Annotated in this window: 15 protein-coding genes; 4 read left to right on the top strand and 11 right to left on the bottom strand. The window is 64.1% G+C overall.

The window, feature by feature from the left end; genetic code table 11:
* Positions 1-5: 5 nt before the first annotated feature.
* The gene (locus GJV26_RS14825; protein ID WP_155709483.1) at positions 6-5,591 is read right to left on the bottom strand and encodes a beta strand repeat-containing protein; all 5,586 of its coding nucleotides are present in this window, start codon (positions 5,589-5,591) and stop codon (positions 6-8) included.
* A 597-nt stretch (positions 5,592-6,188) separates the two neighbouring features.
* Entirely contained in the window at positions 6,189-7,622 is a 1,434-nt protein-coding gene (locus GJV26_RS14820; protein ID WP_229419304.1) for a sugar porter family MFS transporter, read from the bottom strand.
* A gap of 173 nt (positions 7,623-7,795) precedes the next feature.
* Between GJV26_RS14820 and GJV26_RS14815 the strand changes: the two genes are divergently transcribed.
* Entirely contained in the window at positions 7,796-7,963 is a 168-nt protein-coding gene (locus GJV26_RS14815; RefSeq protein WP_155709482.1) for a hypothetical protein, read from the top strand.
* A gap of 12 nt (positions 7,964-7,975) precedes the next feature.
* Here GJV26_RS14815 and GJV26_RS14810 read toward each other — a convergent pair whose 3' ends face one another.
* The 7 genes from GJV26_RS14810 to GJV26_RS14780 form a co-directional block, all read right to left on the bottom strand.
* Positions 7,976-8,581 (bottom strand): RidA family protein, encoded by a 606-nt coding sequence (locus GJV26_RS14810; protein WP_229427890.1) that lies wholly within the window; start codon positions 8,579-8,581, stop codon positions 7,976-7,978.
* Positions 8,582-8,641: 60 nt separating this feature from the next.
* Positions 8,642-10,078 carry an amidase family protein gene (locus GJV26_RS14805; RefSeq protein ID WP_155709481.1) on the bottom strand — a complete coding sequence of 479 codons (1,437 nt, stop codon included), beginning with the start codon at positions 10,076-10,078 and terminating at the stop codon, positions 8,642-8,644.
* 71 nt (positions 10,079-10,149) lie between these two features.
* Positions 10,150-10,794: a response regulator transcription factor gene (locus tag GJV26_RS14800; RefSeq protein ID WP_155709480.1), complete on the bottom strand. Its 645-nt coding sequence runs from the start codon at positions 10,792-10,794 to the stop codon at positions 10,150-10,152.
* A gap of 166 nt (positions 10,795-10,960) precedes the next feature.
* Complete coding sequence (locus GJV26_RS14795) at positions 10,961-11,245, bottom strand: response regulator transcription factor (RefSeq protein ID WP_173346210.1); 285 nt, start codon at positions 11,243-11,245, stop codon at positions 10,961-10,963.
* A 248-nt stretch (positions 11,246-11,493) separates the two neighbouring features.
* Positions 11,494-13,722, bottom strand: a complete 2,229-nt coding sequence (locus tag GJV26_RS14790; RefSeq protein ID WP_155709478.1) for a xanthine dehydrogenase family protein molybdopterin-binding subunit — start codon at positions 13,720-13,722, stop codon at positions 11,494-11,496.
* Positions 13,719-14,183 carry a (2Fe-2S)-binding protein gene (locus GJV26_RS14785; protein ID WP_155709477.1) on the bottom strand — a complete coding sequence of 155 codons (465 nt, stop codon included), beginning with the start codon at positions 14,181-14,183 and terminating at the stop codon, positions 13,719-13,721. The genes GJV26_RS14790 and GJV26_RS14785 overlap by 4 nt, the downstream gene beginning before the upstream one ends.
* Positions 14,180-15,445 (bottom strand): c-type cytochrome, encoded by a 1,266-nt coding sequence (locus tag GJV26_RS14780; protein WP_155709476.1) that lies wholly within the window; start codon positions 15,443-15,445, stop codon positions 14,180-14,182. Before GJV26_RS14780 ends, GJV26_RS14785 begins: the two co-directional genes overlap by 4 nt.
* A gap of 286 nt (positions 15,446-15,731) precedes the next feature.
* Here GJV26_RS14780 and GJV26_RS14775 point away from each other — a divergent pair, with 286 nt between their 5' ends.
* Positions 15,732-16,883: an FAD binding domain-containing protein gene (locus GJV26_RS14775; protein ID WP_155709475.1), complete on the top strand. Its 1,152-nt coding sequence runs from the start codon at positions 15,732-15,734 to the stop codon at positions 16,881-16,883.
* Here GJV26_RS14775 and GJV26_RS14770 read toward each other — a convergent pair.
* On the bottom strand, positions 16,852-17,778 hold the full coding sequence (locus tag GJV26_RS14770; RefSeq protein ID WP_155709474.1) for a LysR family transcriptional regulator: 927 nt from the start codon (positions 17,776-17,778) through the stop codon (positions 16,852-16,854). The two genes, GJV26_RS14775 and GJV26_RS14770, sit on opposite strands and share 32 nt — an antisense overlap.
* A 109-nt stretch (positions 17,779-17,887) precedes the next feature.
* On the opposite strand from GJV26_RS14770, the gene GJV26_RS14765 reads away from it, so the two are divergent.
* On the top strand, positions 17,888-18,985 hold the full coding sequence (locus GJV26_RS14765) for an alkene reductase (RefSeq protein WP_155709473.1): 1,098 nt from the start codon (positions 17,888-17,890) through the stop codon (positions 18,983-18,985).
* Between the two features lie 616 nt (positions 18,986-19,601).
* Here GJV26_RS14765 and ssb read toward each other — a convergent pair.
* Positions 19,602-20,099 carry a single-stranded DNA-binding protein gene (gene ssb / locus GJV26_RS14760; RefSeq protein ID WP_155709472.1) on the bottom strand — a complete coding sequence of 166 codons (498 nt, stop codon included), beginning with the start codon at positions 20,097-20,099 and terminating at the stop codon, positions 19,602-19,604.
* A gap of 391 nt (positions 20,100-20,490) precedes the next feature.
* On the opposite strand from ssb, the gene uvrA reads away from it, so the two are divergent.
* On the top strand, positions 20,491-23,343 hold the full coding sequence (gene uvrA / locus GJV26_RS14755) for an excinuclease ABC subunit UvrA (RefSeq protein WP_155709471.1): 2,853 nt from the start codon (positions 20,491-20,493) through the stop codon (positions 23,341-23,343).
* The last annotated feature ends 127 nt before the right edge of the window (positions 23,344-23,470 follow it).

The following is a 23,470-nucleotide window of genomic DNA, read 5'->3' as shown; positions in this document are numbered from 1 at the left end:
GGTTTTTATTTCGACGGGCTGGCCAGGAAGCCGTGGCTCGCGGTGTTCTGCAAGGCCTTCAGGCGCTGCGTGTCGTCCGACGAGGCCATCGACTCGGCACCGGTGCGCAGCTTGGTCGCTTCGTCGAAGGACTTCAGCGACGCGGCCATGCTGGCCACGCTGGCCGACAGGTTCGTTGCTGCCGACACTTCCAGTTTCGGCGTCGCGCTGGCCGGAGCCGCTGCCGCGTTGCCGTAGGAAGCGATCGCCGCCGACAGGCTGCTCGTGCCGGTGGCCGCGCTGCCCGTCGCGAACCAGACGTCGGCCGCTGCGTGCGTCTGGCCGTCGGCCGTCTCGTAGCTGGACGTCAGGCCAACGATGTTGCCGTTGTTGAGCGTGCCGGCAGCCTTCGAGTCCAGGCTCAGCTTGGTGATGCTCAGCTCGGCCAGCGATTTCAGTTCGCTCGCAGCGCTGACACCGTCGGCGTCGCCGTCCACCCACACCTTCAGCTGGCTGAAGGCGGCGTCGCCGGCCGTCAGGGCACCGTCGCCATCCGTATCCAGCTCGGCCATCGCCTGGTAGCCGTTGGCCGCTTTCTGGCCGTTCGCCAGCGTGGTGCCTTCACCGAACAGTTCCGAACCATCGTTGATGGTGCCGTCGCCGTTGCGGTCCAGGACCAGCAGGCCGTCGTTGCCGCCCACCCAGCCGGTGTTGAGCTGCTCGCCGTTGGCCAGCAGGTCGAACTTCACGCCCGCCGACTGCGCCAGCGTATCGACGCCGTTGCCGTCCAGGTCCAGGATCACCGGGGACGCGAACTTCAGCGCCTTGATCTGGGCCGCGGTCAGCGAAGCCACCTGGGCGGTGTTCCATGCATGCAGCTGCGCCGAGCTGATTGCACCGATCTGTGCCGTGGTGAGGCTTGGCAGCTGCGCCGTGGTCAGCGCCGCCACTTGCGACGTGGACAGCTGGGCGATCACGGCCGTCTTCAGGGCACGCAGGTCGGCCGTTTCCAGCACCTTGATGTCATCGCTCGTCAGGCCGGCCAGGTGGACCGTGGTCAACGCACCAGCTTGCGCGGTGGTCAGCGCCACCAGCTGGATCGTGGTCAGCGCGCTGATCTGTGCCGAGCTCAGGCCGGCGATCGCGTTGGTCTTCAGTGCCGCGATGGCCGAGGTGCCCAGTGCACCCAGTACATCGCTCGACAGCGCGGTGACCTGGGTCGTGTTCAGGCCGGCGATCTGGGCCGACGACAGGCCGACGATCTGGGCCGAGGTCAGGCCGTTCGCCAGGGCCGAGGTGCTCAATGCACTCAGCTGGCTGCTGCTCAGTGCGCCCAGCTGGGAGGACGTCAGCCCCTTCACCTGGTCGGAGCTCAGCGCAGCGATCGCGCTGGTCTTCAGTGCGCGCAGGTCGGCCGTTTCCAGTGCCGCCACATTATTGGTCGACAGCGCCTTGACTTGCGTGCTGTTCAGGCCGGCGGCCTGGGCCGTGGTCAGTGCGGCGATCTGCACCGACGTCAGGCCGGAGCCGAACAGGGTCGTGCCCAGTGCGCCGACTTGCGACGTGGTCAGCGCGGCGACTTCCGCCGTCGTCAGGCCGCTGATCTGCAGGCTGTTCAGCTGGGCGATCACGGCCGTTTTCAGGGCGCGCACGTCCGACGTTTCCATCGCCTTCAGGTCGTCGCTGGTCAGCGCGCCGATGTGCGTGGAGTTCAGGGCGGCGGCTTGCGCGGTGGTCAGCGCCACCAGCTGCGTCGTGCTCAGGGCACCGATCTGCAGTGAGTTCAGGCTGGCAATCGCGTTGGTCTTCAGTGCCGCGATGGCCGACGTGGCGAGTGCGCCCAGTACATCGCTCGACAGCGCGGTGACCTGGGAAGTGCTCAGGCCGGCGATCTGGGCCGAGGACAGCCCGGTAATCTGGGTCGAGGTCAGGCCGCCCGTCAGGACCGCGCTGCTCAGTGCGCCCAGCTGGCTGCTGCTCAGTGCACTCAGCTGCGTGGAATTGAGGGCCTTGACCTGGTCCGAGCTCAGCGCGGCGATCGCGTTGGTCTTCATGGCGCGCAGGTCGGCCGTTTCCAGGGCCGCCACATTGTTGGTCGACAGCGCCTTGACTTGCGTGCTGTTCAGGCCGGCGGCCTGGGCCGTGGTCAGGGCGGCGATCTGCACCGACGTCAGGCCGGAGGCGAACAGCGTCGTGCCCAGCGCGCCCACTTGCGACGTGGTCAGCGCGGCGATTTCCGCCGTGGTTAGGCCGCTGATCTGCAGGCTGTTCAGCTGGGCGATCACGGCCGTCTTCAGGGCACGCACGTCCGACGTTTCCATCGCCTTCAGGTCGTCGCTGGTCAGCGCGCCGATATGCGTGGAGTTCAACGAGGCGGCTTGCGCGGTGGTCAGCGCCACCAGCTGGCTGGTGCTCAGGGCACCGATCTGGAGCGAGTTCAGGCCGGCGATCGCGTTGGTCTTCAGTGCGGCAACGGCGGCCGTACCCAGTGCGGCCAGCACGTCGGTCGACAGCGCGGAAACCTGGGCAGTGCTCAGGCCGGCGATCTGGGCCGACGTCATGCCGGTGATCTGGGTCGAGGTCAGGCCGCCCGTCAGGACTGCGCTGCTCAGTGCACCCAGCTGGCTGCTGCTCAGTGCGCCCAGTTGGGTCGAATTGAGGGCCTTGACCTGGTCCGAGCTCAGCGCGGCGATCGCGTTGGTCTTCATGGCGCGCAGGTCGGCCGTTTCCAGAGCTGCCACATTGTTGGTCGACAGCGCCTTGACTTGCGTGCTGTTCAGGCTGGCGGCCTGGGCCGTGGTCAGGGCGGCGATCTGCACCGACGTCAGGCCGGAGGCGAACAGGGACGTGCCCAGCGCGCCGACTTGCGACGTGGACAGCGCGGCGATTTCCGCCGTCGTCAGGCCGCTGATCTGCAGGCTGTTCAGCTGGGCGATCACGGACGTTTTCAGGGCACGCACATCCGCCGTTTCCATCGCTTTCAGGTCGTCGCTGGTCAGCGCGCCGATATGCGTGGAGTTCAGCGCGGCGGCTTGCGCGGTGGTTAGCGCCACCAGCTGCGTCGTGCTCAGGGCACCGATCTGCAGCGAGTTCAGGCCGGCGATCGCGTTGGTCTTCAGTGCGGCAACGGCGGCCGTACCCAGTGCGGCCAGCACGTCGGTCGACAGCGCGGAAACCTGGGCAGTGCTCAGGCCGGCGATCTGGGCCGACGTCATGCCGGTGATCTGGGTCGAGGTCAGGCCGCCCGTCAGGACTGCGCTGCTCAGTGCACCCAGCTGGCTGCTGCTCAGTGCGCCCAGTTGGGTCGAATTGAGAGCCTTGACCTGGTCCGAGTTCAACGCGGCGATCGCGTTGGTCTTCATGGCGCGCAGGTCAGCCGTTTCCAGGGCGGCCACATTGTTGGTCGACAGCGCCTTGACTTGCGTGCTGTTCAGGCTGGCGGCCTGGGCCGTGGTCAGGGCGGCGATCTGCACCGACGTCAGGCCGGAGGCGAACAGGGTCGTGCCCAGTGCGCCGATTTGCGACGTGGTCAGCGCGGCGATTTCGGCGGTCGTCAGGCCGCTGATCTGCAGGCTGTTCAGCTGGGCGATCACGGCCGTCTTCAGGGCGCGCACGTCCGACGTTTCCATCGCTTTCAGGTCGTCGCTGGTCAGCGCGCCAATGTGCGTGGAATTCAGGGCGGCGGCTTGCGCGGTGGTCAGTGCCACCAGCTGGGTCGTGCTCAGTGCACCGATCTGCAGCGAATTCAGGCCGGCGATCGCGTTGGTCTTCAGTGCGGCGATGGCGGACGTGCCCAGCGCGGCCAGCACGTCGGTCGACAGCGCGGAAACCTGGGCAGTGCTCAGGCCGGCGATCTGGGCCGACGTCATGCCGGTGATCTGGGTCGAGGTCAGACCGCCCGTCAGGACTGCGCTGCTCAGTGCGCCCAGCTGGGTGCTGCTCAGCGCGCCCAGTTGGGTCGAATTCAGGGCCTTGATCTGGTCCGAGCTCAACGCGGCGATCGCGTTGGTCTTCATGGCGCGCAGGTCAGCCGTTTCCAGGGCTGCCACATTATTGGTCGACAGCGCCTTGACTTGCGCGCTGTTCAGGCCAGCGGCCTGGGCCGTGGTCAGGGCGGCGATCTGCACCGACGTCAGGCCGGAGGCGAACAGGGACGTGCCCAGCGCGGCGACTTGCGACGTGGTCAGCGCGGCGACTTCCGCCGTCGTCAGGCCGCTGATCTGCAGGCTGTTCAGCTGGGCGATCACCGACGTTTTCAGGGCACGCACATCCGCCGTTTCCATCGCTTTCAGGTCGTCGCTGGTCAGCGCGCCAATGTGCGTGGAATTCAGGGCGGCGGCTTGCGCGGTGGTCAGCGCCACCAGCTGGGTGGTGCTCAGCGCACCGAACTGGGCCGAGTTCAGGCTGGCGATTGCGTTGGTCTTCAGTGCGGCGATGGAGGACGTGCCCAGCGCGGCCAGCACGTCGGTCGACAAGGCGGAAATCTGGGAAGTGCTCAGGCCGGCGATCTGGGCCGACGACATGCCGGTGATCTGCGACGACGTCAGGCCGCCCGTCAGGACCGCGCTGCTCAGTGCGCCCAGCTGGCTGCTGCTCAGCGCGCCAAGTTGGGTCGAGTTCAGGGATTTGATCTGGTCCGAGCTCAACGCGGCGATCGCGTTGGACTTCATGGCGCGCAGGTCGGCCGTTTCCAGGGCTGCCAGGTTATTGGTCGACAGTGCCTTCACTTGCGCGCTGGTCAGGCCGGCGGCCTGGGCGGTGGTCAGGGCCGCGATCTGCACCGACGTCAGGCCGGAAGCGAACAGGGACGTGCTCAGTGCGCCGACTTGCGACGTGGACAGTGCGGCGACTTCCGCCGTCGTCAGGCCGCTGATCTGCAGGCTGTTCAGCTGGGCGATCACGGACGTCTTCAGGGCACGCACGTCCGACGTTTCCATCGCTTTCAGGTCGTCGCTGGTCAGCGCGGCAGCGTGCGTGGAATTCAGGGCACCGGCTTGCGCGGTGGTCAGCGCCACCAGCTGGGTCGTGCTCAGGGCACCGATCTGGGCCGAGTTCAGGCTGGCGAAGGCATTGGTTTTCAATGCCGCGAGCGAATTCGTGGTGAGGTTGGCGATCACGCCGGTCGACAGTGCGGAGGCCTGGACCGAAGTGAATGCGGACAACTGGGCGGACGTCAGCGCGGCGCTCTGCGTGCTCGTCAGGCCTGCGCTCAGGGTGGCGGTGGTCAGCGCGGCCAGCTGGCGGCTGGACAATGCACCCACCTGATTGGAACTCAGCGCGCCCAGCTGCGTCGACGACAGGACGGCAACCGCACGCGTGTTCAGTGCGCGCACGTCGTCCGTGCCCAGTGCGCCCAGGTCTTCGGTGGAAATCGCGGAAAGCTGGCTGCTCGACAGAGCGGCAGCCTGGGAGGTCGTGAGGCCGGCCAGCTGGATAGTCGTGGCCGCGGCGATACTGGCCGTCGTGAAGGCACCGATCTGCGACGTGGTCAGCCACGAAAACTGGTTCGACGTCAGTGCGGCGACGTCTTCCGTCGTCAACGTTGCAATATTGGCAGTACTGATTGACCGGATATCTTCCGAACTGGTCAGACCTGGGATGATGCTACTCATGATTTTCTCCTGAAAACTTCGGATATAAAACGTGTGATGGGCTGAATGACCAGCGGAATCTAGGGGGCGGCAACCTGCTGCTTCATTGCCTAACGGCAAATTTAGCGCCAACTTTAGGTAGGGAAACTCTTTACCGTCGAGCTTTAGTCATCGTATTGAATCAAGGCGACGTGTTTCCGTACTTCATTAAATGCTCTACACCAACAGAAGTATAGCCCTATAAGTTTCCGTAAGGCACTGAGCCGATTAAAAAAAGTGCGCATGCACAACATGTTTTTCGTGCCGAAGAGCGACTCTACGCGCGGTTGTTGGCAGCCGTACAAGGCTGGAACAAGGAAGATGGAAGAAATGACATCGAGGTGCCGCGAGAGCATCGCCGGGCAATTACAGGACTATATAAATGCAGGCCGCACCGCCAGGCGAGCCGGCAAATATCCGGCTGAGCGGTGCTCGACAGCTATCACCTGCCCTACGATTCCACCCCGCGCACCGCTCCAGAAGGCGCCAATAGGCAGGGCTGCCGCCGATGGCACAAATAAAAAGCCCGCTTTTCACAAGGAAAAGCGGGCTTTCATCCGACGGTTTCGATCACCTAGCTCAGGCGCGCACTGCCAGTTCCTTCTCCAGGTGTTTTTCCAGCCCTTCCAGCGACTTGCCCCTGGTTTCCGGCAGGCAGAGCGCGACGAACACCAGCGATGCCACGTTGATGGCGGCGAACACGAAGAACGTGGCGCTGCCGAACTGGGCCATGGCGATCGGGAACAGCAGGGCAACAAGGCCGTTGAACACCCACTGGCAGGCCACCGCGGTACCGGTGAGCACGCCGCGCACGTGCATCGGGAACAGTTCCGACATCAGCAGCCAGTACACCGGGGCGATCAGCATCTGCATGAACAGCAGGAAGCACAGGATGCAGGCCAGCGCGGCGTAGCTTTTCAGGGGTCCGTCGGGCATCCACAGCAGTACGGCGCCGAGCGCGGCCTGGGTGGCGATGACGAAACCGAGGCCGGTCAGCAGCATCGGCCGGCGCCCATGCCGGCCGATCAGCCAGATGCCGATGAAGGTGGCGATCAGCGCCACCACGCCGTTGCCGATGGTGGCGGTCAGCGCCGCATTGGTACCGAGCCCGGTCGACTTCAGGATGATCGGGGTGAAATACATGAACGCGTTCACGCCCGTGAACTGGGCCATGAAACCCAGCCCGATACCGATCCACAGCAGTTTCCTGATCCATGGCGTGCCGAGCACCGCCGACCAGCCGCCCTGTTCGCGGTCGATTCCGTTCAGCTTGATCATTTCCGCCATCTCGGTCTCGATCTGCCGGTTGCTCGAACGGATCTGTTCGAGGACGGCGCGCGCCTCCTTCATCCGGTTCTTGCTGGCCAGCCAGCGCGGCGACGCGGGCACGAACAGCATGCCCAGTCCCAGCAATACGGCGGGCACCGCGGCAATACCGAGCATGTAGCGCCACACGTGCGGCGACTGCGAATAATGGGCCAGCAACGCGTTGAGCACATAGGCGATCAACTGGCCGCTGACGATCATCAGTTCATTCTGGCTGACGAGCCTGGCACGCCGGCTGGGCCCGGCCATTTCGGCGATGAACACCGGCACCGTGGCCGAGGCGCCGCCGACGGCCAGGCCGAGCACGAAGCGCATCGCGACCATGATCGCCACCGATGGAGCGAGTGTCGTGCCGAGCACGCCGATCAGGAAGACCAGCGACAGGCCCATCAGCGTGGTGCGGCGGCCATACCGGTCCGACAGCGTGCCCGCCATCAGCGAGCCGAAGGCGGCGCCGAATACCAGCGCCGAGGTGACGATGCCCTCGGTAACCGGCGTCAGGCCGAGACCACCGCCCGATTGCGGCGTGCTCATGAAGGGCAGCGCACCCGAGATGACGCCGGTGTCGTAACCGAACGCCAGCGCGCCCATCGTGGCCGCGATGGCGACCTTGAAAACGAAGCGGCTTTCCCTGGTATCGGCGGGCGGCGGCATCGCCGCGGTGGCAGGTGGAGCAGAGGCTGTCAAATGCTGATCCTTTCTGGAGATGGCGAGTCCGGTGACATGACGGCGGAGACATGGTGCGTGTCAGGTCGAGGACGGAGAAGTCGGTGACTGGTTACCAGCTTCAACCATCTCTAAAATGTTTATTACTGAAGCATACAAGCATTTGACGGACGATAACGTGCGTTACCAGACATATGAACCTGTCGCAGGCGTCGTTCCTGCGCCTTGAGTCGAAAAACAGGAAACGAAATGATGCCGGCGCACAAGTAAGCGTCGGCTGTGCGCCGTCTTACGCCGACAAGCAGAGGAAAAATGATGGTGGCCAGCTTGCTCGCGCCGTTTGCACCGCAAAGCGCGAGTAGCGGACGAATTGCTTAGCCGCGGTCTGGCAAGACGGCCCGGAACGTGACTTCAACCAGCTGTGCAGGAAACGCGAGGCGCGAAACGCCAATGAGATTGCTCGCGCATTGCGGCTGCTCGACCCCATACACTTCTTTCCTCACTTTGCCGCCAGCAATGAAGGCGGCATCGACATCGAGAACATAGAGCGTCTCTTCCACGACGTCTTCAAGGGTAGCACCGTAGCGGGCGAGCAAAGCGATCGCATTGACATAGGTCTGGCGCAATTGCGCTTCCATCTGCGAGAAATCAACGGGCTTCCCGTTGGTGTCGACATCCGCCGGCGCTATCAGCTGGCCTTCTCCATCATGGCTCAGCTGTCCAGAGATATAAATCGTGTCCTTCACCTGAACGGCCTGCACATAACCGAAGAGCTTTTCCCATGCAACGCCAAGATTCTCGACTTTTTTATCAACTGACATTTTTTCTCTTTTCAAGGTTTTGGATAAAAGGAATGGCGAGAAGCTGCCAATAATTGGTACCTGAAGGATAACCCTGGCGCTGCCGGCGATGCTTATCTCGTATGGCAGCGATCCGCTCCCCTGATCGGGGCCTGGTGATCGGTTGCCACGGGTCTTCACCGGCCTCTAGCTGTGGCCGGCGCGGGGCGGCCCATCATCCAACAGGTAACCTATGAATGTTCAGTCCAGGTTGGGCTCGGTGCGCTGTCCGATCACTTGCTCGATTTCAAGCGCTGCCCTGAGTAATGCAAAATCTTGACCTGGTTGCGCAAGAACAGTCACACCAAACGGATTTCCCGCCTGGTCCGCTCCGACCGGGATGGCCACGACTGGCGCGCCTGCCTTACCGGTGCACTTGGCTGCGGCCGTCATGGGTGATAACAGTAGGTCAGCGCGCCCAGCGAGCAATGCTGACCGAATGCCAGCGTCCAGACTCAAGGCAACATCGCGACGTCGATCATCGATGTATTGTGGCGATAGAACGCCGGTTGAAGCATTTGCCGCTTCGAGGAGCGACTGGCCGTAAGGAATTGCTTCCGGGTGCTCACGATTCCAGGCGATGATGTCTGCCATTGATGACATGCCGCATGGCACCAGCGCCTGGAGCATTGCGTCGAGGCTTGCTTTAAATTCGGTACGGAACACGCATGAGCGCACGTCGGCAAGCTGCTCGGCGCTTGGAAGATCGCATGGATCGACGATGACGGCGCCGGCTTCCGCCAGCATGCGGAGGACATCGTCGAACGCGGGTTTTCTGTCCTCGTTCATCACTGCATCGGCTATAAAGCGACGCGGCACACCAATGCGAAGACCGTGCAGCGTACCGCCTTGGCTCGCAGTCAAATGTGAGCCCAAGGTCGCCGTGTCATGCATATCCGCACCTTGCAGCACTTCGAAGACGAGAGCCGCATCGTCGACGTTGAGTGTCAAAGGACCAGGTGAATCCTGGCTTGGAACCAAGGGGATGATTCCATGTCGGCTCACGGAGCCTACTGACGGTTTGAAGCCAACGATCGAACTGGAAACGGCAGGAGCCTGGATCGAATTCTGTGTTTCGGAACCGATCGCAAAGGCGCACAGCCTCGCCGCGACGGCTGCTGCAGAGCCCACGCTGGATCCCTGGCCCCGGCCGAACTGCAAGCCCAAGGGATGCCGAACGACGCCGGCTACACCGCTGAACTCGGCGGGCATGTTATCGGAGACAAAATCTGCAAACTCGGTGAGATTGGTCTTCCCGAGCAGCACAGCGCCGGCGTCATGCAACCGCTGCACAACGGTCGCTTGGTACGGCGGGATGAAGTGTTCAAGTGCCTTTGATCCCGCGGAGGCGTACGTGCCGTCGGCGGTAAAAAAGTTGTCCTTGATAAGGTAGGGTACTCCGTGCAGCGGGCCACGCGAGCGGCCCGCTGCGAGCTCGGCATCAGCACGCTGGGCAGCCTCAAGAGCCAAAGGGGAGATGCTGCGGACACAGTTGAGTCCACCCTCGCCAAAGCTCAAGCGTTCTATACGCGCCAAATACCAGTTCGTTGCTTCGGTTGAGGTGATCTTGCCCGCTGCGATCGCTGCGCCGATTGACCGTGCTGTGCCCGAATGAAGGATTTCGGTAATGGATGACATATTCGGAGATGAGTAGGTTATGAGTTTTCGACACGCGTATGAGTAAAAGAGTCCGACGCCGAGTCACCCTGTTAGGGACCCGAATTTAACTGGCGATGAGCCGGACAGGAATCGACATTTGCAGCAATTGGTCCGCGCTGGGACGCTATGACGACGGCCTCAGTACGAGCCTTGGCATTGAGCCTTGTCATCACTCCCTTGATATGGCTTTTTACGGTCCCCACGCCAATATCAAGTTCCCGCGCGATTACCTTGTTGCAGTAACCGTTGCCTAGAAATTGGAGGACGTCCGATTCCCGGGGCGTCAATGATGTGCCTGTCACGCTAGCGGCGATGGACATGGCTACTTTGGCCGATACGTAGCGCATTCCCTTGGTCAACTGGCTCACCGCGTCGATCAACTCATCCGTGAAACAATCCTGGAGCAGATAGCCATGCACGCCTGCATCGAGGGCGTCGCGCACCTGAACTTCCTTGGCGAAGTTCATAATCACGAGGACCGGTGGACGACAGGCGTCGGGCCAGGAAGCGTCCCGTGCAAGGCGCATCCCTTCGAGATAGTCGGCGACGATGGCGCTGACGTTTGCAGGTATAGTCGGGCTGCTATGGATAGTGCCGACCGCAAAATTCGGCGACGATCCAAGGATCGCGGAGATTCCCGCCGCCATGACCTGGTCGATGTGCGTCACGTAAATCAGGGAGCGATCAGATGGCATGACATCTCGGCTTAGAAAAAGCCCATAATGAGGCACCGCCCCCTGTCGAAGGAACACCAGTTGGGCTGAGTTCCTGCTAGTTCAGGAATGTCACGAAGAAGTACCCAATATGGGGTAAACATCCTGATGCAAAGACCCTTTGGGCTCTCTGTAGCTATGGGTTTGGTCAGGTCTTGGAAGTAAGTATGCCGCGTCGGAAAGCGATTGCCACAGCATGCGTTCGGTCACGTGCGCCCAACTTGGCCAGAACGGCGCGCATGTGCACCTTCACGGTGTCCTCGGAGATACCAAGGATCTTTGCCACGTGCTTGTTCGAATTCCCGGCCGCCACGATGGACAGCACTTCTGCTTCCCGTGCCGATAGTGCTTCTGTTTCGATGTACTCGGCAAGATCAGCAGTGACCTGCGCTGGGATGTAGCGATTGCCATTGTCCACAGCGATGACTGGCATCTTACACGCGGCATACCTGTTCTCGCCGCTGAATCCGGGGGGCCTACTCGACTGGGGGATTTTCATCTCCCAGCATCGATGAATACGCCTCGGTCGTTCCAAGCATCCATGCGCGACCCGTTCGGTTGACTCACGAGACCGCGCCGAGCGGGATATCTACTTCGCTCAGGCACCACTCAACAGTTACACTTGCTCGGCAATAGAGCATTTCCAATGGCGTCCGAATGGCCGCCGTTTTTGCATCCGGATCAACTGGCCGCCAAGAGGGGGAAGTGCAATGCCCGCTTCCCGGCAGCGTGCGCGAACGCATTGGCCAGCGCGGCCGCCATCGGTCCCTGCGCCGCCTCGGCGACCCCGAGAAAGGGCTGCCCCGGCTGGTCCAGCAATGCAATATCGATCCTGCGCGGCACACCGGAAAAGCGCAGGATCGGATAGGTTGCCCAGTCGAAGCTCTTCACGCCATCCTCGCCGTAGCGCAGCGCTTCGAGCAGCGTCCAGCTGGTGGACTGGATGATGCCGCCCTCCAGCTGATTCCTGGCCCCGTCCGGATTGACGACCTGCCCGCAATCCGCAGCCGCCGATACCTTGAGCACGTGGACCTCATGCTTGTCCTCATCAAAGAAGATCTCGATGGCGATCGCTACGTAAGCCATCGTGTTCTTGTACTGGCCGAAGCCGAAACCGATTCCGTGCCCGGGCCGCGCGGACTGTTGGCCCGACCAGCCGAACCGATGTGCCGCACTGCGTATCACGGCCTGCGCGCGTGGCTGCGCAGCAAGGTGCGCAAGACGAAACTGCACCGTATCGACGCGTGCCAGCGCGGCCAGCTGGTCCATCGTGCTTTCGATTGCAAGGATATTGAGATGCGCCCCCAGCGAGCGCATCGCCGACGTGCGCAGCGGTGTGACCGGCAGGAAGTGGTTCACCACGCGGATGTTCGGCACTTCGTACAGCGGCAGCGCATTCCGGTCGCCGCCGCCCTCCGGTTGTGGCATGGGAAGGGAGGGCGACGGCACGAACGGCCTGGCCAGCATTTGCGCAGGCAGCAGCTTGCCTGCGTTCCCGGGCCTTTCGTTGTGCGAGCCGCTCCACACTTCGTACTGCCAGTAGTCGATCCGATTGTCCGGGCCCAGGGCGGCGACGACCGTGCTCACCATGGCGGGGGCGAACGGCTCCCACAGGTTTTCCTGCTCCCGCATCAGCTGCACCCGGATCGGCCGGCCGGGTACCTCGCGGGCCAGCAGTGCCGCATCGGCCGCGACATCGTCGGCACCGTTCTGCCCGTAGCAGCCGGAACCCTCGGCATGGATGCAGTGCACGGCGTCAGGCTTCATCGCCAGCATTTCGGCAAGGGCCTGGCGCAGGGGGAACACGCCCTGGCTATGCGTCCAGACTGTCATGCGCGCAACGTCCAGGTGCGCCACGGCGCACGATGGCCCGATCGAGCCGTGCAGCACGTACTGCCGGGTGTACCGGTTGCGAACCGTGCGCAACCCGGGGCGCAGCGCACCGCCGCGCTGCAGGATCGCCTCGTCCTGCGACGGAACGCGCTGCAGGTAGTCATGGATCGTCCCCGGGCCGGGCAGCGTTGCTCCCCCCTCCCATTTCGCAGTGGCTGTCAGTGCGTACATCGCCTGGATCGCATGCCATTCTTCCGCCGCGATGACGGCCAGGTAGTCGCCATTGCGGACCACGGAGTGCGCGCCCTTCATTTTCCTCACTGCGTCCACATCCACGCCGGCCAGCTTCGCGCCGGGCCGCGGCGGTCGCACGACACGCGCATGCAGCATGCCCGGCAGCCGCAGGTCCTGCACATAGGCCTGGCCGCCGGTCACCTTGGCCGGGATATCCACGCGCGGCACCGCCTTGCCGATGACCGAATACGTCACCGGCGGCTTCAGTTCCGACACTTCGGACGCGGCGCGCCGCAGCGTGATGCCGGCAATCGCCTCGCCAAAGTGCATCGAACGGCCACCCGGCCCGACGGCCCGGCCTTCGCGGAGCCGCACCTGGCGCGGTGCCACGCCCCAGCGGCGTGCGGCACCCTCGCGCAACAGCGTGGCCACCTGGGCGCTTGCGTGCAGCAGCGCCGTGCCGCTGTCTGCCATCGTGTGGCTACCGGCGGTGAAGCCCTCGTTCGGCGTCAAATCCGTGTCGCCGGCGATGAACTGGATTTCCTGCAGGGGCAGCGCGAGCTGCTCGCAGGCGACCTGCATCAGCGCCGTGCGCACGCCCGTGCCGAGTTCCACCTTGCCGCTGCAGACGGTCACGCGGCCATCAGGCGCGATGCGGATCCAGGCATCCAGCATGGGTGTGCGCTGCAGGCTGCCCGCCAGCTTCGGGTTGGCGACCGGCGGCACGCCCATGCCGTTGAATTCCGCGCGAGCCAGCGATGGCAGCAAGGAGAACGCGACGACCAACGCGCCGCCCCCGAGGAATGCCCGGCGCCCTGTATTGACCTGGTTGTCGATGCTCATGGGTTGCCTCCATTGGCCACGTCCTTGATGGCCGCGAAGATACGCGTGTGCGTGCCGCAGCGGCACAGGTTCGGCTCCATGTGCTCGCGGATCTGCTGGTCGGTCGGTTGCGGAATCCGGTCAAGCAGGGCCTGCGCGCGCATCAGCATCCCGGCGATGCAGTAGCCGCATTGCGCCGCCTGGTGCCGGATGAAGGCCGCCTGGAGCGGCCCCGGCGCGGTGGCCGTTCCCAGGCTCTCCACGGTGCGCACGGAGCGCCCCTCCAGCGTAGCCAGCGGCGCGAGGCACGAGAACACGGCTTCGCCATCGACGATCACGGTACAGGCGCCGCACTGGCCCATGCCGCAACCGAACTTCGCGCCGTTCAGTCTCCCTTCGTTGCGCAGCACGTAGAGCAGGGGCGTGTCGGGGTCGGAGGAAAACCGCGTTGCGCGGCCGTTCAGCTTCAGGTTGGTGGTCATGGTCGAAGTTCCTTGCGAATGGCTGCGCTTTGCCTGGCGACGTCTTGCCATGCTGCCTGTCCGCCCAAGTCCTGGCGCAGGTAGACCGCCAGGCTGGCGATCTGCTCGTCGGTCAAGGCCGGCGCGAATGGCGGCATATACACGGCGGAGCCGCTGTTCCACGGGATGCCCGCGAGGACGGTCTGCACGAAATTGACCGGCGTATCGGACAGCAGGGCGCTGCTGCGGGCAAGCGCGGGGCGGCCGCCGATCCGCATCATCGCGGCGGGCGGGGCGTGGCAGTTTGCGCAGGCGGCGGCGAAGATAATTCTGCCTTGGGCGATGGTGCTTGCTGCCGATGCCGCGGCGATCGACGTCCCGGTCGATCCTGTTGGTGGGGTTTCCTGGATGCTAATCAGGTACCTGGCCATAGCCACAGCATCCGCGCGCGGCACTTCGGCAAGCCGCTCGGCCACGGGCCGCATCGGCCCTTTGGCCGCGCCGTGCCCGAGGGCCAGGCCGCTGTGCAGGTAGTCGGCAAGCTGCTGCTCGGACCAGGGGTTGCGCCCCCGCGCGAGCCGCGTCAGTGCCGGCGCATGCCAGCCGTCGATCTCGCCGCCGCCGAACGCCGGCTTGCGCTCCCCGCCCAGCGGATTCAGGCCGCTGTGGCAGGAAGCGCAGTGCCCGAGGGTGTCGACGAGGTAGCTGCCGCGCTTGATCGTCGTGCCATCCCGCGGCGCTTCCGAGCCGGTGCCGGGCGTGAGGAACAGCACGTTCCAGAACGCCAGCAGCGGCCGGAAGTTCAACGGAAAGACGAGGTCGTTCTGCGGCGGGGTGTAGTGCACGGCCGGCCGGCTCATCAGGTATGCGTACGCCAGACCGATGTCGCGGTCGCTCATGCGCGTGTAGTGCGTATACGGGAAGGCCGGGTAAAGCAGGTGGCCATCGCTGGCGATGCCGCGGCGCAGTGCTCGCGTGAAGGCAGCCTGGGTCCAGCGCCCGATGCCCGTTTCGGCATCCGGCGTGATGTTGGTGCTGTAGATGGTGCCGAACGGCGTCTTCAGCGGCAGCCCGCCCGCATAGGCCCTGCCGGTGGTCGAGGTGTGGCAAACCATGCAGTCGCCGAGCGCGACGATGCGCCGTCCTTCCTCCAGCACTTGGGCGGATGCCGCGGGCATTTGCGCGGCCGCGGCGGGCATCGCCGGCTCGCGGCTCCAGCCATATAACAGTGCGAGGATCGCGCCCGCGCCCAGCAGCCCGGTGACAATCAGTTTGGTCTTCATGCGTCTTCCTGGTGGTGGCGGATACCGTCGTTCCGAAGGTTATGGCTGTCCGAAAAATTATGGGATAACGCGCAGCGCCTGGCCTCCGCCCTTTGGCCAGCGCGCGACTAGGCTATACAGGGAACCGGACGCGTGCCCCGGCGCCTAAACTGCGTTAGGCGATGTGGATTCTGGCAGCGGACGGCCGCTCCGGCTTTGCAGGATCGGCAAAGGCCTTTTGCGCCGCGCCGCCTTGCCGAAGGCGGCCGCCCGCCCTACCTTGACGCCAACAATGAAAGGAAGTGCGATGAACAAGGAAGCTAAAACGGATGGCCGCAAGGCCGTCGTCATCGGGGGTTCCATCGGCGGGCTGACCACTGCGGCACTGCTGCGCCGCGAAGGATGGGACGTGGAAGTCTTCGAGCGCTCGCCTTCGGACCTGTCCGGCCGCGGCGGCGGGCTGGTGCTGCAGGGCGACATGCTGCGTGCCCTTCACCAGGCCGATATCGGCTGGCACGGCACACCTGGTGTAACGACGGTCGACCGCATCTTCCTCGACCAGGACGACAACGTGATCCGGCGGCTGCACATGCCGCAGACGCAGACCTCGTGGAATGCGCTATACGGCGTGCTGTGGGATGCCCAGCCGGCAGTGCACGCCGGTCTAGCATTGACGGTATACGAACAGCGGTCCGACATGGTGATCGCGCAACTGACGGATGGACGGGAAGTGCGTGCCGATCTGCTGGTTGGCGCCGACGGCGCCCGCTCGAAGGTGCGCAGGCAGATGTTCCCCGATCTCCTGCCGCGCTATGCGGGCTACGTGGCGTGGCGCGGCTTAATTCCGGAAACGGAACTGCCGGAAGCGTTGCGGGACCGGCTCGACCACACGTTCGTGTTCCAGGAAGGGGAGCGGCACATGTTCCTTACCTATCCCGTACCGGGCACGGACGGCGCCACCGGCTTTGGCCAACGGCGCTGGAACTGGGTATGGTACCGCCCGGTGGCTGCCGGCGCGATGCTCCATGCCATCCTGACCGACAGGGATGGCCAGCGACACGAGGCATCGCTGCCGCCCGGCGCCATGACGCGCGAAACGGCGCATGGATTACGCGCGGAAGCAGGCTCCATCCTGGCGCCTTCGCTGCGGGCGCTGGTCGAGGCGACTGCGCAGCCGTTCGTCCAGGCGATCGTCGATTTGCAGGCACCGGTATTGCGGGATGGGCGCGTGCTGCTTCTGGGCGACGCCGCGGCCGTCATCCGGCCGCATACCGCCAGCGGTACCGGCAAGGCGGCGGCGGATGCGATGGCGTTGGCCCATGCGCTGCGCGAGGGTTACTCAGACAGCCGGCTGGGCGCCTGGGAACGCGTGCGCCTGGCGGCGGCCCGCGAGCTGGGGCAGTGGGGTGTGGAACTCGGCGCCGGCATCATGGGCAGCCGATCCCACACGAATCCTTGAGACGCTCGGCGATGAAGTCAACGAATGCCCGCACCTTGCCGGAGCCGCGCCGGCTCGGCTGGTAGACGGCGAACACGCCCACGTCCATCGGGCCCGGGTTGCTCTCGAAGTCCGCCAGCAAGGCGGCCAGCCTGCCGTCCTCCACATCCGCGCTGACCAGCCAGTCGGGCAGCAGCGCGACGCCCGCGCCATCGAGCGCCGCCTGGCGCAGCACGTCCGAACTGTTGGCAATGAGCCTGCCCCGCACCGCGATCTCGAGGGTCTCGCCATCCTTCAGGAAGCGCCATCCCGGTCGGCGCAACAGGCTGGTGTACGCGAAGCGAAGGCATTCGTGCCGGAGCAGGTCCGCGGGCACTTGCGGGGTGCCACAGCGTTCGAGATAGGCAGGACTGGCGCATACGATGCGCCGGTGGCCGGCGAGCGGCCTGGCCACCAGGTCCGGCTGGCTGTTCGCGGCGCCGATGCGGATCGCCACGTCGATCGCCTCTCCCACCATGTCCGACAGCGCGTCGGACACCATCAGTTCCAGTTCCAGCCGCGGATGGCGTAGCTGGAGCTCGGCTAGGTGCGGCGCGATGTACAGCCGGGTAAAGGCGACCGGCGCGCTCACCCTCAGCAGTCCTTGCGGCCCCGAGTGTGCAGAACCCGCGGCGGCGTCGGCCTCTTCGAGGCTGGCCAGGATGGCCTGCGCCCTCACGAAATATTCGGTGCCGGCCTCGGTCAGCGTGACCTGGCGCGTCGACCGGTTCAGCAACGGAGCGCCCAGCCGCGCCTCGAGGCCGTCAACGAGGCGCGCGACCGTGGACGGTACCAGCCCGAGCAGCCTGCCCGCGGCGGAAAAGCCGCTGCTCGTGGCAACGGCGCAGAAGGCATTAAGTTCCGAAAAGCGGTCCATCGATTCCTTTGCGAATTGGGCAAAGCCCCTTTGCGGCCGGGATGGATTATCACCACCCCGTGCTGCGGCTACGATGCCTCATCGACAGCAGACACCAAAGGAGCAAACCATGAAAGCCATTTTGCAACCCGCGATGCTCGGCGGCCTCGCCCTTGGCAACCGCGTCGCCATGGCGCCGGTGACGCGCAGCCGTGCGGGCAGGGACGGGGTACCCGATGACCTCGCCGCACAATACTATCAACAACGCGCATCGGCCGGCCTCCTCATTTCGGAGGCCACCAATGTCTCCACCATGTCGGCGGCGTTCGAGCTGGCGCCGGGCATCTACACACCGGAACAGGTGGCAGGATGGCGGCGCGTCGCGGCGGCCGTTCACCGGGATGGTGGCAAGCTGTTTATGCAACTGTGGCACAGCGGGCGCGTCAGCTCTTATGCCCTGCTCGGCGGCGCGGCGCCACTGTCGCCATCGGGCGTCAACGACGACCTGCACCTGCTGCAGGTGTACGGCATGCTGCGCAACGGCCAGTACACGCGCATCGCTGCCTCGCCGTCGCGCGCCATGGAGCGGGAAGAGATCTTCAGTGCCGTCCGCGCATTCGGCATCGGGGCAGCCAACGCGCTCGATACGGGGCTCGATGGCGTGGAGATCCACGCGGCCAACGGCTACCTGCCGCAGCAGTTCCTGTCGTCTCTTGTGAACCGGCGCACCGACGACTTCGGCGGCGGCGTCGAGAACCGCGCAAGGTTCCTGCGTCTGGTGATCGAGTCGGTGATGCTGTCGTTCCCTGCCTCGCGCATCGGCGTGCGCATCTCGCCGTTCGCGTTGTACAACAATGCCGGCGACCCTGCGCTGGCCGATACCTATGGCTACCTGCTGCGCATGCTCGAAGAGTACGGGGTCGGCTACGTCCACGCGGCCGACACGAATGCCTGGGGCGGCGTGCCGGACATGGATGAACTACTGTCGCTTGTCCGCGCAAACTACGGCGGCTTCGTGATCGCCAACGGTGGCTTGAGCCCCGAGGCGGCCGACGGGCTGATTCGCGACGGCCGGGCGGATATGGTGTCTTTCGGCCGGCAATTCATCGCCAACCCCGACCTGGTGCGCCGCATCGCGCAGGGCGGACCCTACAACGAGCCCGATCCGTTCACGTTCTATGGCGGGGGTTCCCGAGGCTATGTGGACTATCCGGCGCTTGCCGCGTGAAGCGTTATGGCGATGGGGTGCTTGATTGGTCATGCGGGGGCTCACCCGGCGTGCCCCAGGTCGTCGTAGCTATTGCCCGTGGCCACGGACGGCAAGCTGGAATGCTATCTCTGTACTACTTTCAGGGCGCCCCGCTATCCTCAGCGATGCGCCGATCGGGTCGGGGCGCTCGCGCATGCCAGCGATGACTGCTTTGGGTAGCACCGCGCGCAGAGCGCTTTCGAGCAGGTATCTGTTGGCCCCAGCGTGGATTGCGCGCAATGACGGCACGTCACCGGCCAGCGGCTAGCAGTTATGGGCATCTGCGCCACTACGGAGCGGGCGTGTAGAGCAAGAACTCAATCACGTGAGCGGCGCCGGCGAGCCTTGTACACCGCAACAAGAGTAGCGAGCACGTCAAGGCGCCCCTGCTCGGGGCACCTACTTCCGGCGTCCCTGAGCGAATCGATTTCTTCCAAAGCTGTTTGATGGCCGCGAGCCCTACAGACTGGGGGAGCTTGTTCAGAAGATGGCCTTGCCACGATATACCTTACCAAGCAGAAAAATTGTAAAAAAGAAAACGCCCTCCAAATCAAAGACTTGGAGGGCGTTGTTTACGACTACTACCTATTGGGTCTTAGAAGGGAATATCGTCATCCATATCCGAGAAGTTCGGTGCCGGCTTCGGTGCCGGGCGTGGTGCCGGCGCGGCGGCCTGCTGCGGACGCGGTGCCGGGCGGCTCGGCGGCGCATCGTAGCCACCCATGTCGTCACCGCCACCCATCGCGTCGCCCGCGCCACCGCGGCCGCCGAGCATCTGCATTTCCTGCGCGACGATGTCGGTTGCGTATTTTTCAACGCCATCCTTGTCGGTGTACTTGCGGGTCTGCAGGCGGCCCTCGACGTAGACGGACGAACCTTTCTTCAGGTACTGGCCAACGATCTCGGCCAGGCGGCCGAAGAACGAGATGCGATGCCACTCGGTGATTTCCTTCTGTTCGCCGGTGTTACGGTCCTTCGACTTGAAGGAAGTGGCCACGGCAATGTTCGCGATGGCATCGCCGCTCGGCATGTAGCGGATTTCCGGGTCGCGGCCCAGGTTGCCGACGATAATGACTTTATTGACAGATGCCATGTAGTACTCCTGCGTAGATTTTTACCAAACGAACATTATAAGACGGACACGTTACCATGCGATGGACGAATTTCGCATGGCATGCGTGCTGTTGTGTACACGCCGGGCTCACACTATGCACCACACCGCACACGGTATGTACAAGCGTGCGAGCAGCAGATTTTGAATACTGGTATTATATACAGTATTTGCCGGCCACGGCTCGTTCTTGTCCTGACTTGATCAAAACTGTCACGAGACCTTGAAATCGAATCGAACGCCAGCATTGTGGCTAACTTGGGTCTCCGGAAAGCCGCCCCCGCCCCTTGCCATCGTGGCATGAAGCGGGAGCGGGCGATCGCTCCAGGCTGGCCGTCCCTGTCGTTTCCTCGCATTCAAGGCACATACATTCATGGAAGAAATCCGCATTCGCGGCGCGCGTACGCACAACCTGAAGAACATCAACCTCGACCTGCCCCGCAACAAGCTGATCGTGATCACCGGGTTGTCCGGGTCCGGCAAGTCGTCGCTGGCGTTCGATACGCTGTACGCCGAAGGCCAGCGCCGCTACGTCGAATCGCTGTCGGCGTATGCGCGCCAGTTCCTGCAGCTGATGGAAAAGCCGGACGTGGACCTGATCGAAGGCCTGTCGCCGGCCATCTCGATCGAGCAGAAGGCCACGTCGCACAACCCGCGCTCCACTGTCGGCACCGTGACGGAAATCCACGATTACCTGCGCCTGCTGTATGCCCGCGTGGGCACGCCGTACTGCATCAACCACCCGGACCATGCGCTGTCGGCGCAATCGGTGTCGCAGATGGTCGATGCCGTGCTGGCCATGCCGGAAGGCACCAAGCTGATGATCATGGCGCCCGTGGTGGCCAACCGCAAGGGCGAGCACGTGGACCTGTTCGAGCAGATGCAGGCGCATGGCTTCGTGCGCTTCCGCGTGCAGAGCGGCACGCACGAGGCGAAGATCTACGAAGTGGACGATTTGCCGAAGCTGAAGAAAACGGAAAAGCACACGATCGACGTGGTCATCGACCGTGTGAAAGTGAATCCGGAGATCAAGCAGCGCCTGGCGGAAAGCTTCGAGACGGCGCTGCGCCTGGCCGACGGCCGCGCGGTGGCCTACGACATGGATGCCGGCACCGAACACGTGTACTCGAACAAGTTCGCCTGCACCAGCTGCGGCTATTCGCTGCAGGAGCTGGAGCCGCGGCTGTTCTCGTTCAATAACCCGATGGGCGCCTGCCCGGAATGCGATGGCCTGGGCCATATCGAGTTCTTCGATCCGAAGCGCATCGTGGCGTTCCCGAACCTGTCGCTCGCCTCCGGCGCCGTGAAAGGCTGGGACCGCCGCAACCAGTTCTACTTCTCGATGCTGCAGAGCCTGGCGACGCATTACGGTTTCGACCTCGATGCGCCGTTCGAGAAATTGTCCAACACCGCGCAGAACGCCGTGCTGCACGGTTCCGGCAACAAATCGATCCCGTTCTCGTACGTGAACGAGCGCGGCCGCGCGGTCGTCAAGGAGCACGCGTTCGAAGGCGTGGTCAACAACCTGTCGCGCCGTTACCGCGAAACCGACTCGATGGCCGTCAAGGAAGAACTGGCCAAGTTCATCAATGAGAAAAAGTGCCCCACCTGCGAAGGCGCGCGCCTGCGCGTGGAAGCGCGCCACGTGAAAGTGGGCACCGGCAAGCAGGAAAAGGCGATCTACGAGATCGCCGAGAAGCCGCTGCGCGACACGCTGTCGTTCTTCGAGCAGCTGAAGCTGAAGGGCGCCAAGCGCGACATCGCCGACCGTATCGTCAAGGAAATCATCTCGCGCCTCTCGTTCCTGAACAACGTGGGCCTGGATTACCTGTCGCTGGACCGTTCTGCCGACACGCTGTCCGGCGGCGAGGCGCAGCGTATCCGCCTGGCCTCGCAGATCGGTTCCGGCCTGACGGGCGTGATGTACGTGCTCGACGAACCGTCGATCGGCCTGCACCAGCGCGACAACGACCGCCTGATCGAAACGCTGAAGCACCTGCGCGACATCGGCAACAGCGTGCTGGTGGTGGAGCATGACGAGGATGCGATCCGCACCGCCGACTACATCGTCGACATGGGCAAGGGTGCCGGCGTGCACGGCGGCGACGTGATCGCGTCCGGTTCGCTGAAGGATATCCTGAAGAACAAGGAATCGCTGACGGCGCAGTACCTGAACGGCACCATGCGCATCGAGGTGCCGAAGAAGCGCCATGTGGCGGACCCGAACCGCCAGCTGGTGATCACCGGCGCCAAGGGCAACAACCTGAAGAACCAGACCCTGTCGGTGCCGGTCGGCCTGCTCACGTGCGTGACCGGCGTTTCCGGTTCCGGCAAATCGACGCTGGTGAACGATACGCTGTATCCGGCCCTGTCGCGCCACCTGTACGGTTCGCAGACGGAGCCGGCGGAACACGAGTCGATCAGCGGCCTGGAACATTTCGACAAGGTGATTTCCGTCGACCAGGCGCCGATCGGCCGCACGCCGCGCTCCAATCCCGCCACGTACACGGGCCTGTTCACGCCGATCCGCGACCTGTTCTCCACGGTGCCGACAGCGAAGGAACGGGGCTACAGCGCCGGCCGCTTCTCGTTCAACGTGAAGGGCGGCCGCTGCGAGGCGTGCCAGGGCGACGGTGTGCTGAAGGTGGAAATGCACTTCCTGCCGGACGTGTACGTGCCGTGCGACGTGTGCCACGGCAAGCGCTACAACCGCGAAACGCTCGAAGTCCACTACAAGGGCAAGAACATCACCCAGGTGCTGGACATGACGGTGGAAGACGCGCACGAGTTCTTCAAGCCCGTGCCGACCATCGCGCGCAAGCTGCACACGCTGCTGGACGTGGGCCTGGGCTACATCAAGCTGGGGCAGAGTGCCACCACGCTGTCGGGCGGCGAGGCGCAGCGCGTGAAACTGTCGCTGGAACTGTCCAAGCGCGATACGGGCCGCACGCTGTACATCCTCGACGAACCGACGACCGGCCTGCACTTCCACGACATCGACCTGCTGCTGAAGGTGATCCACCGGCTGCGCGACCAGGGCAACACGCTCGTGATCATCGAACACAACCTCGATGTGATCAAGACCGCCGACTGGCTCGTCGACCTGGGCCCCGAGGGCGGCGCCGGCGGCGGGCGCATCATCGCGACCGGCACCCCGGAAGAGGTGGCGAAGAATCCGGACAGCGTGACGGGCAAGTACCTGGTGCCGCTGCTGAAGCAGAAATAATCTTCGGCCGATACCCCGGGAGCCGGCTTCACTGAAGCCGGCTTTTTTTCGCCTGCCCTTCAGTAAAAGGTGAAATCCTCGTTGCACTTCGGGACAGCGCGCACGGCATCGGCCACCACATACCACC

The organism is Pseudoduganella dura, assembly GCF_009727155.1.
Taxonomy (GTDB): Bacteria; Pseudomonadota; Gammaproteobacteria; order Burkholderiales; family Burkholderiaceae_D; genus Rugamonas; species Rugamonas dura.
The sequence above is the reverse complement of the archived record's forward strand: the minus strand, read 5'-3'. Positions and strand labels throughout refer to the sequence as shown.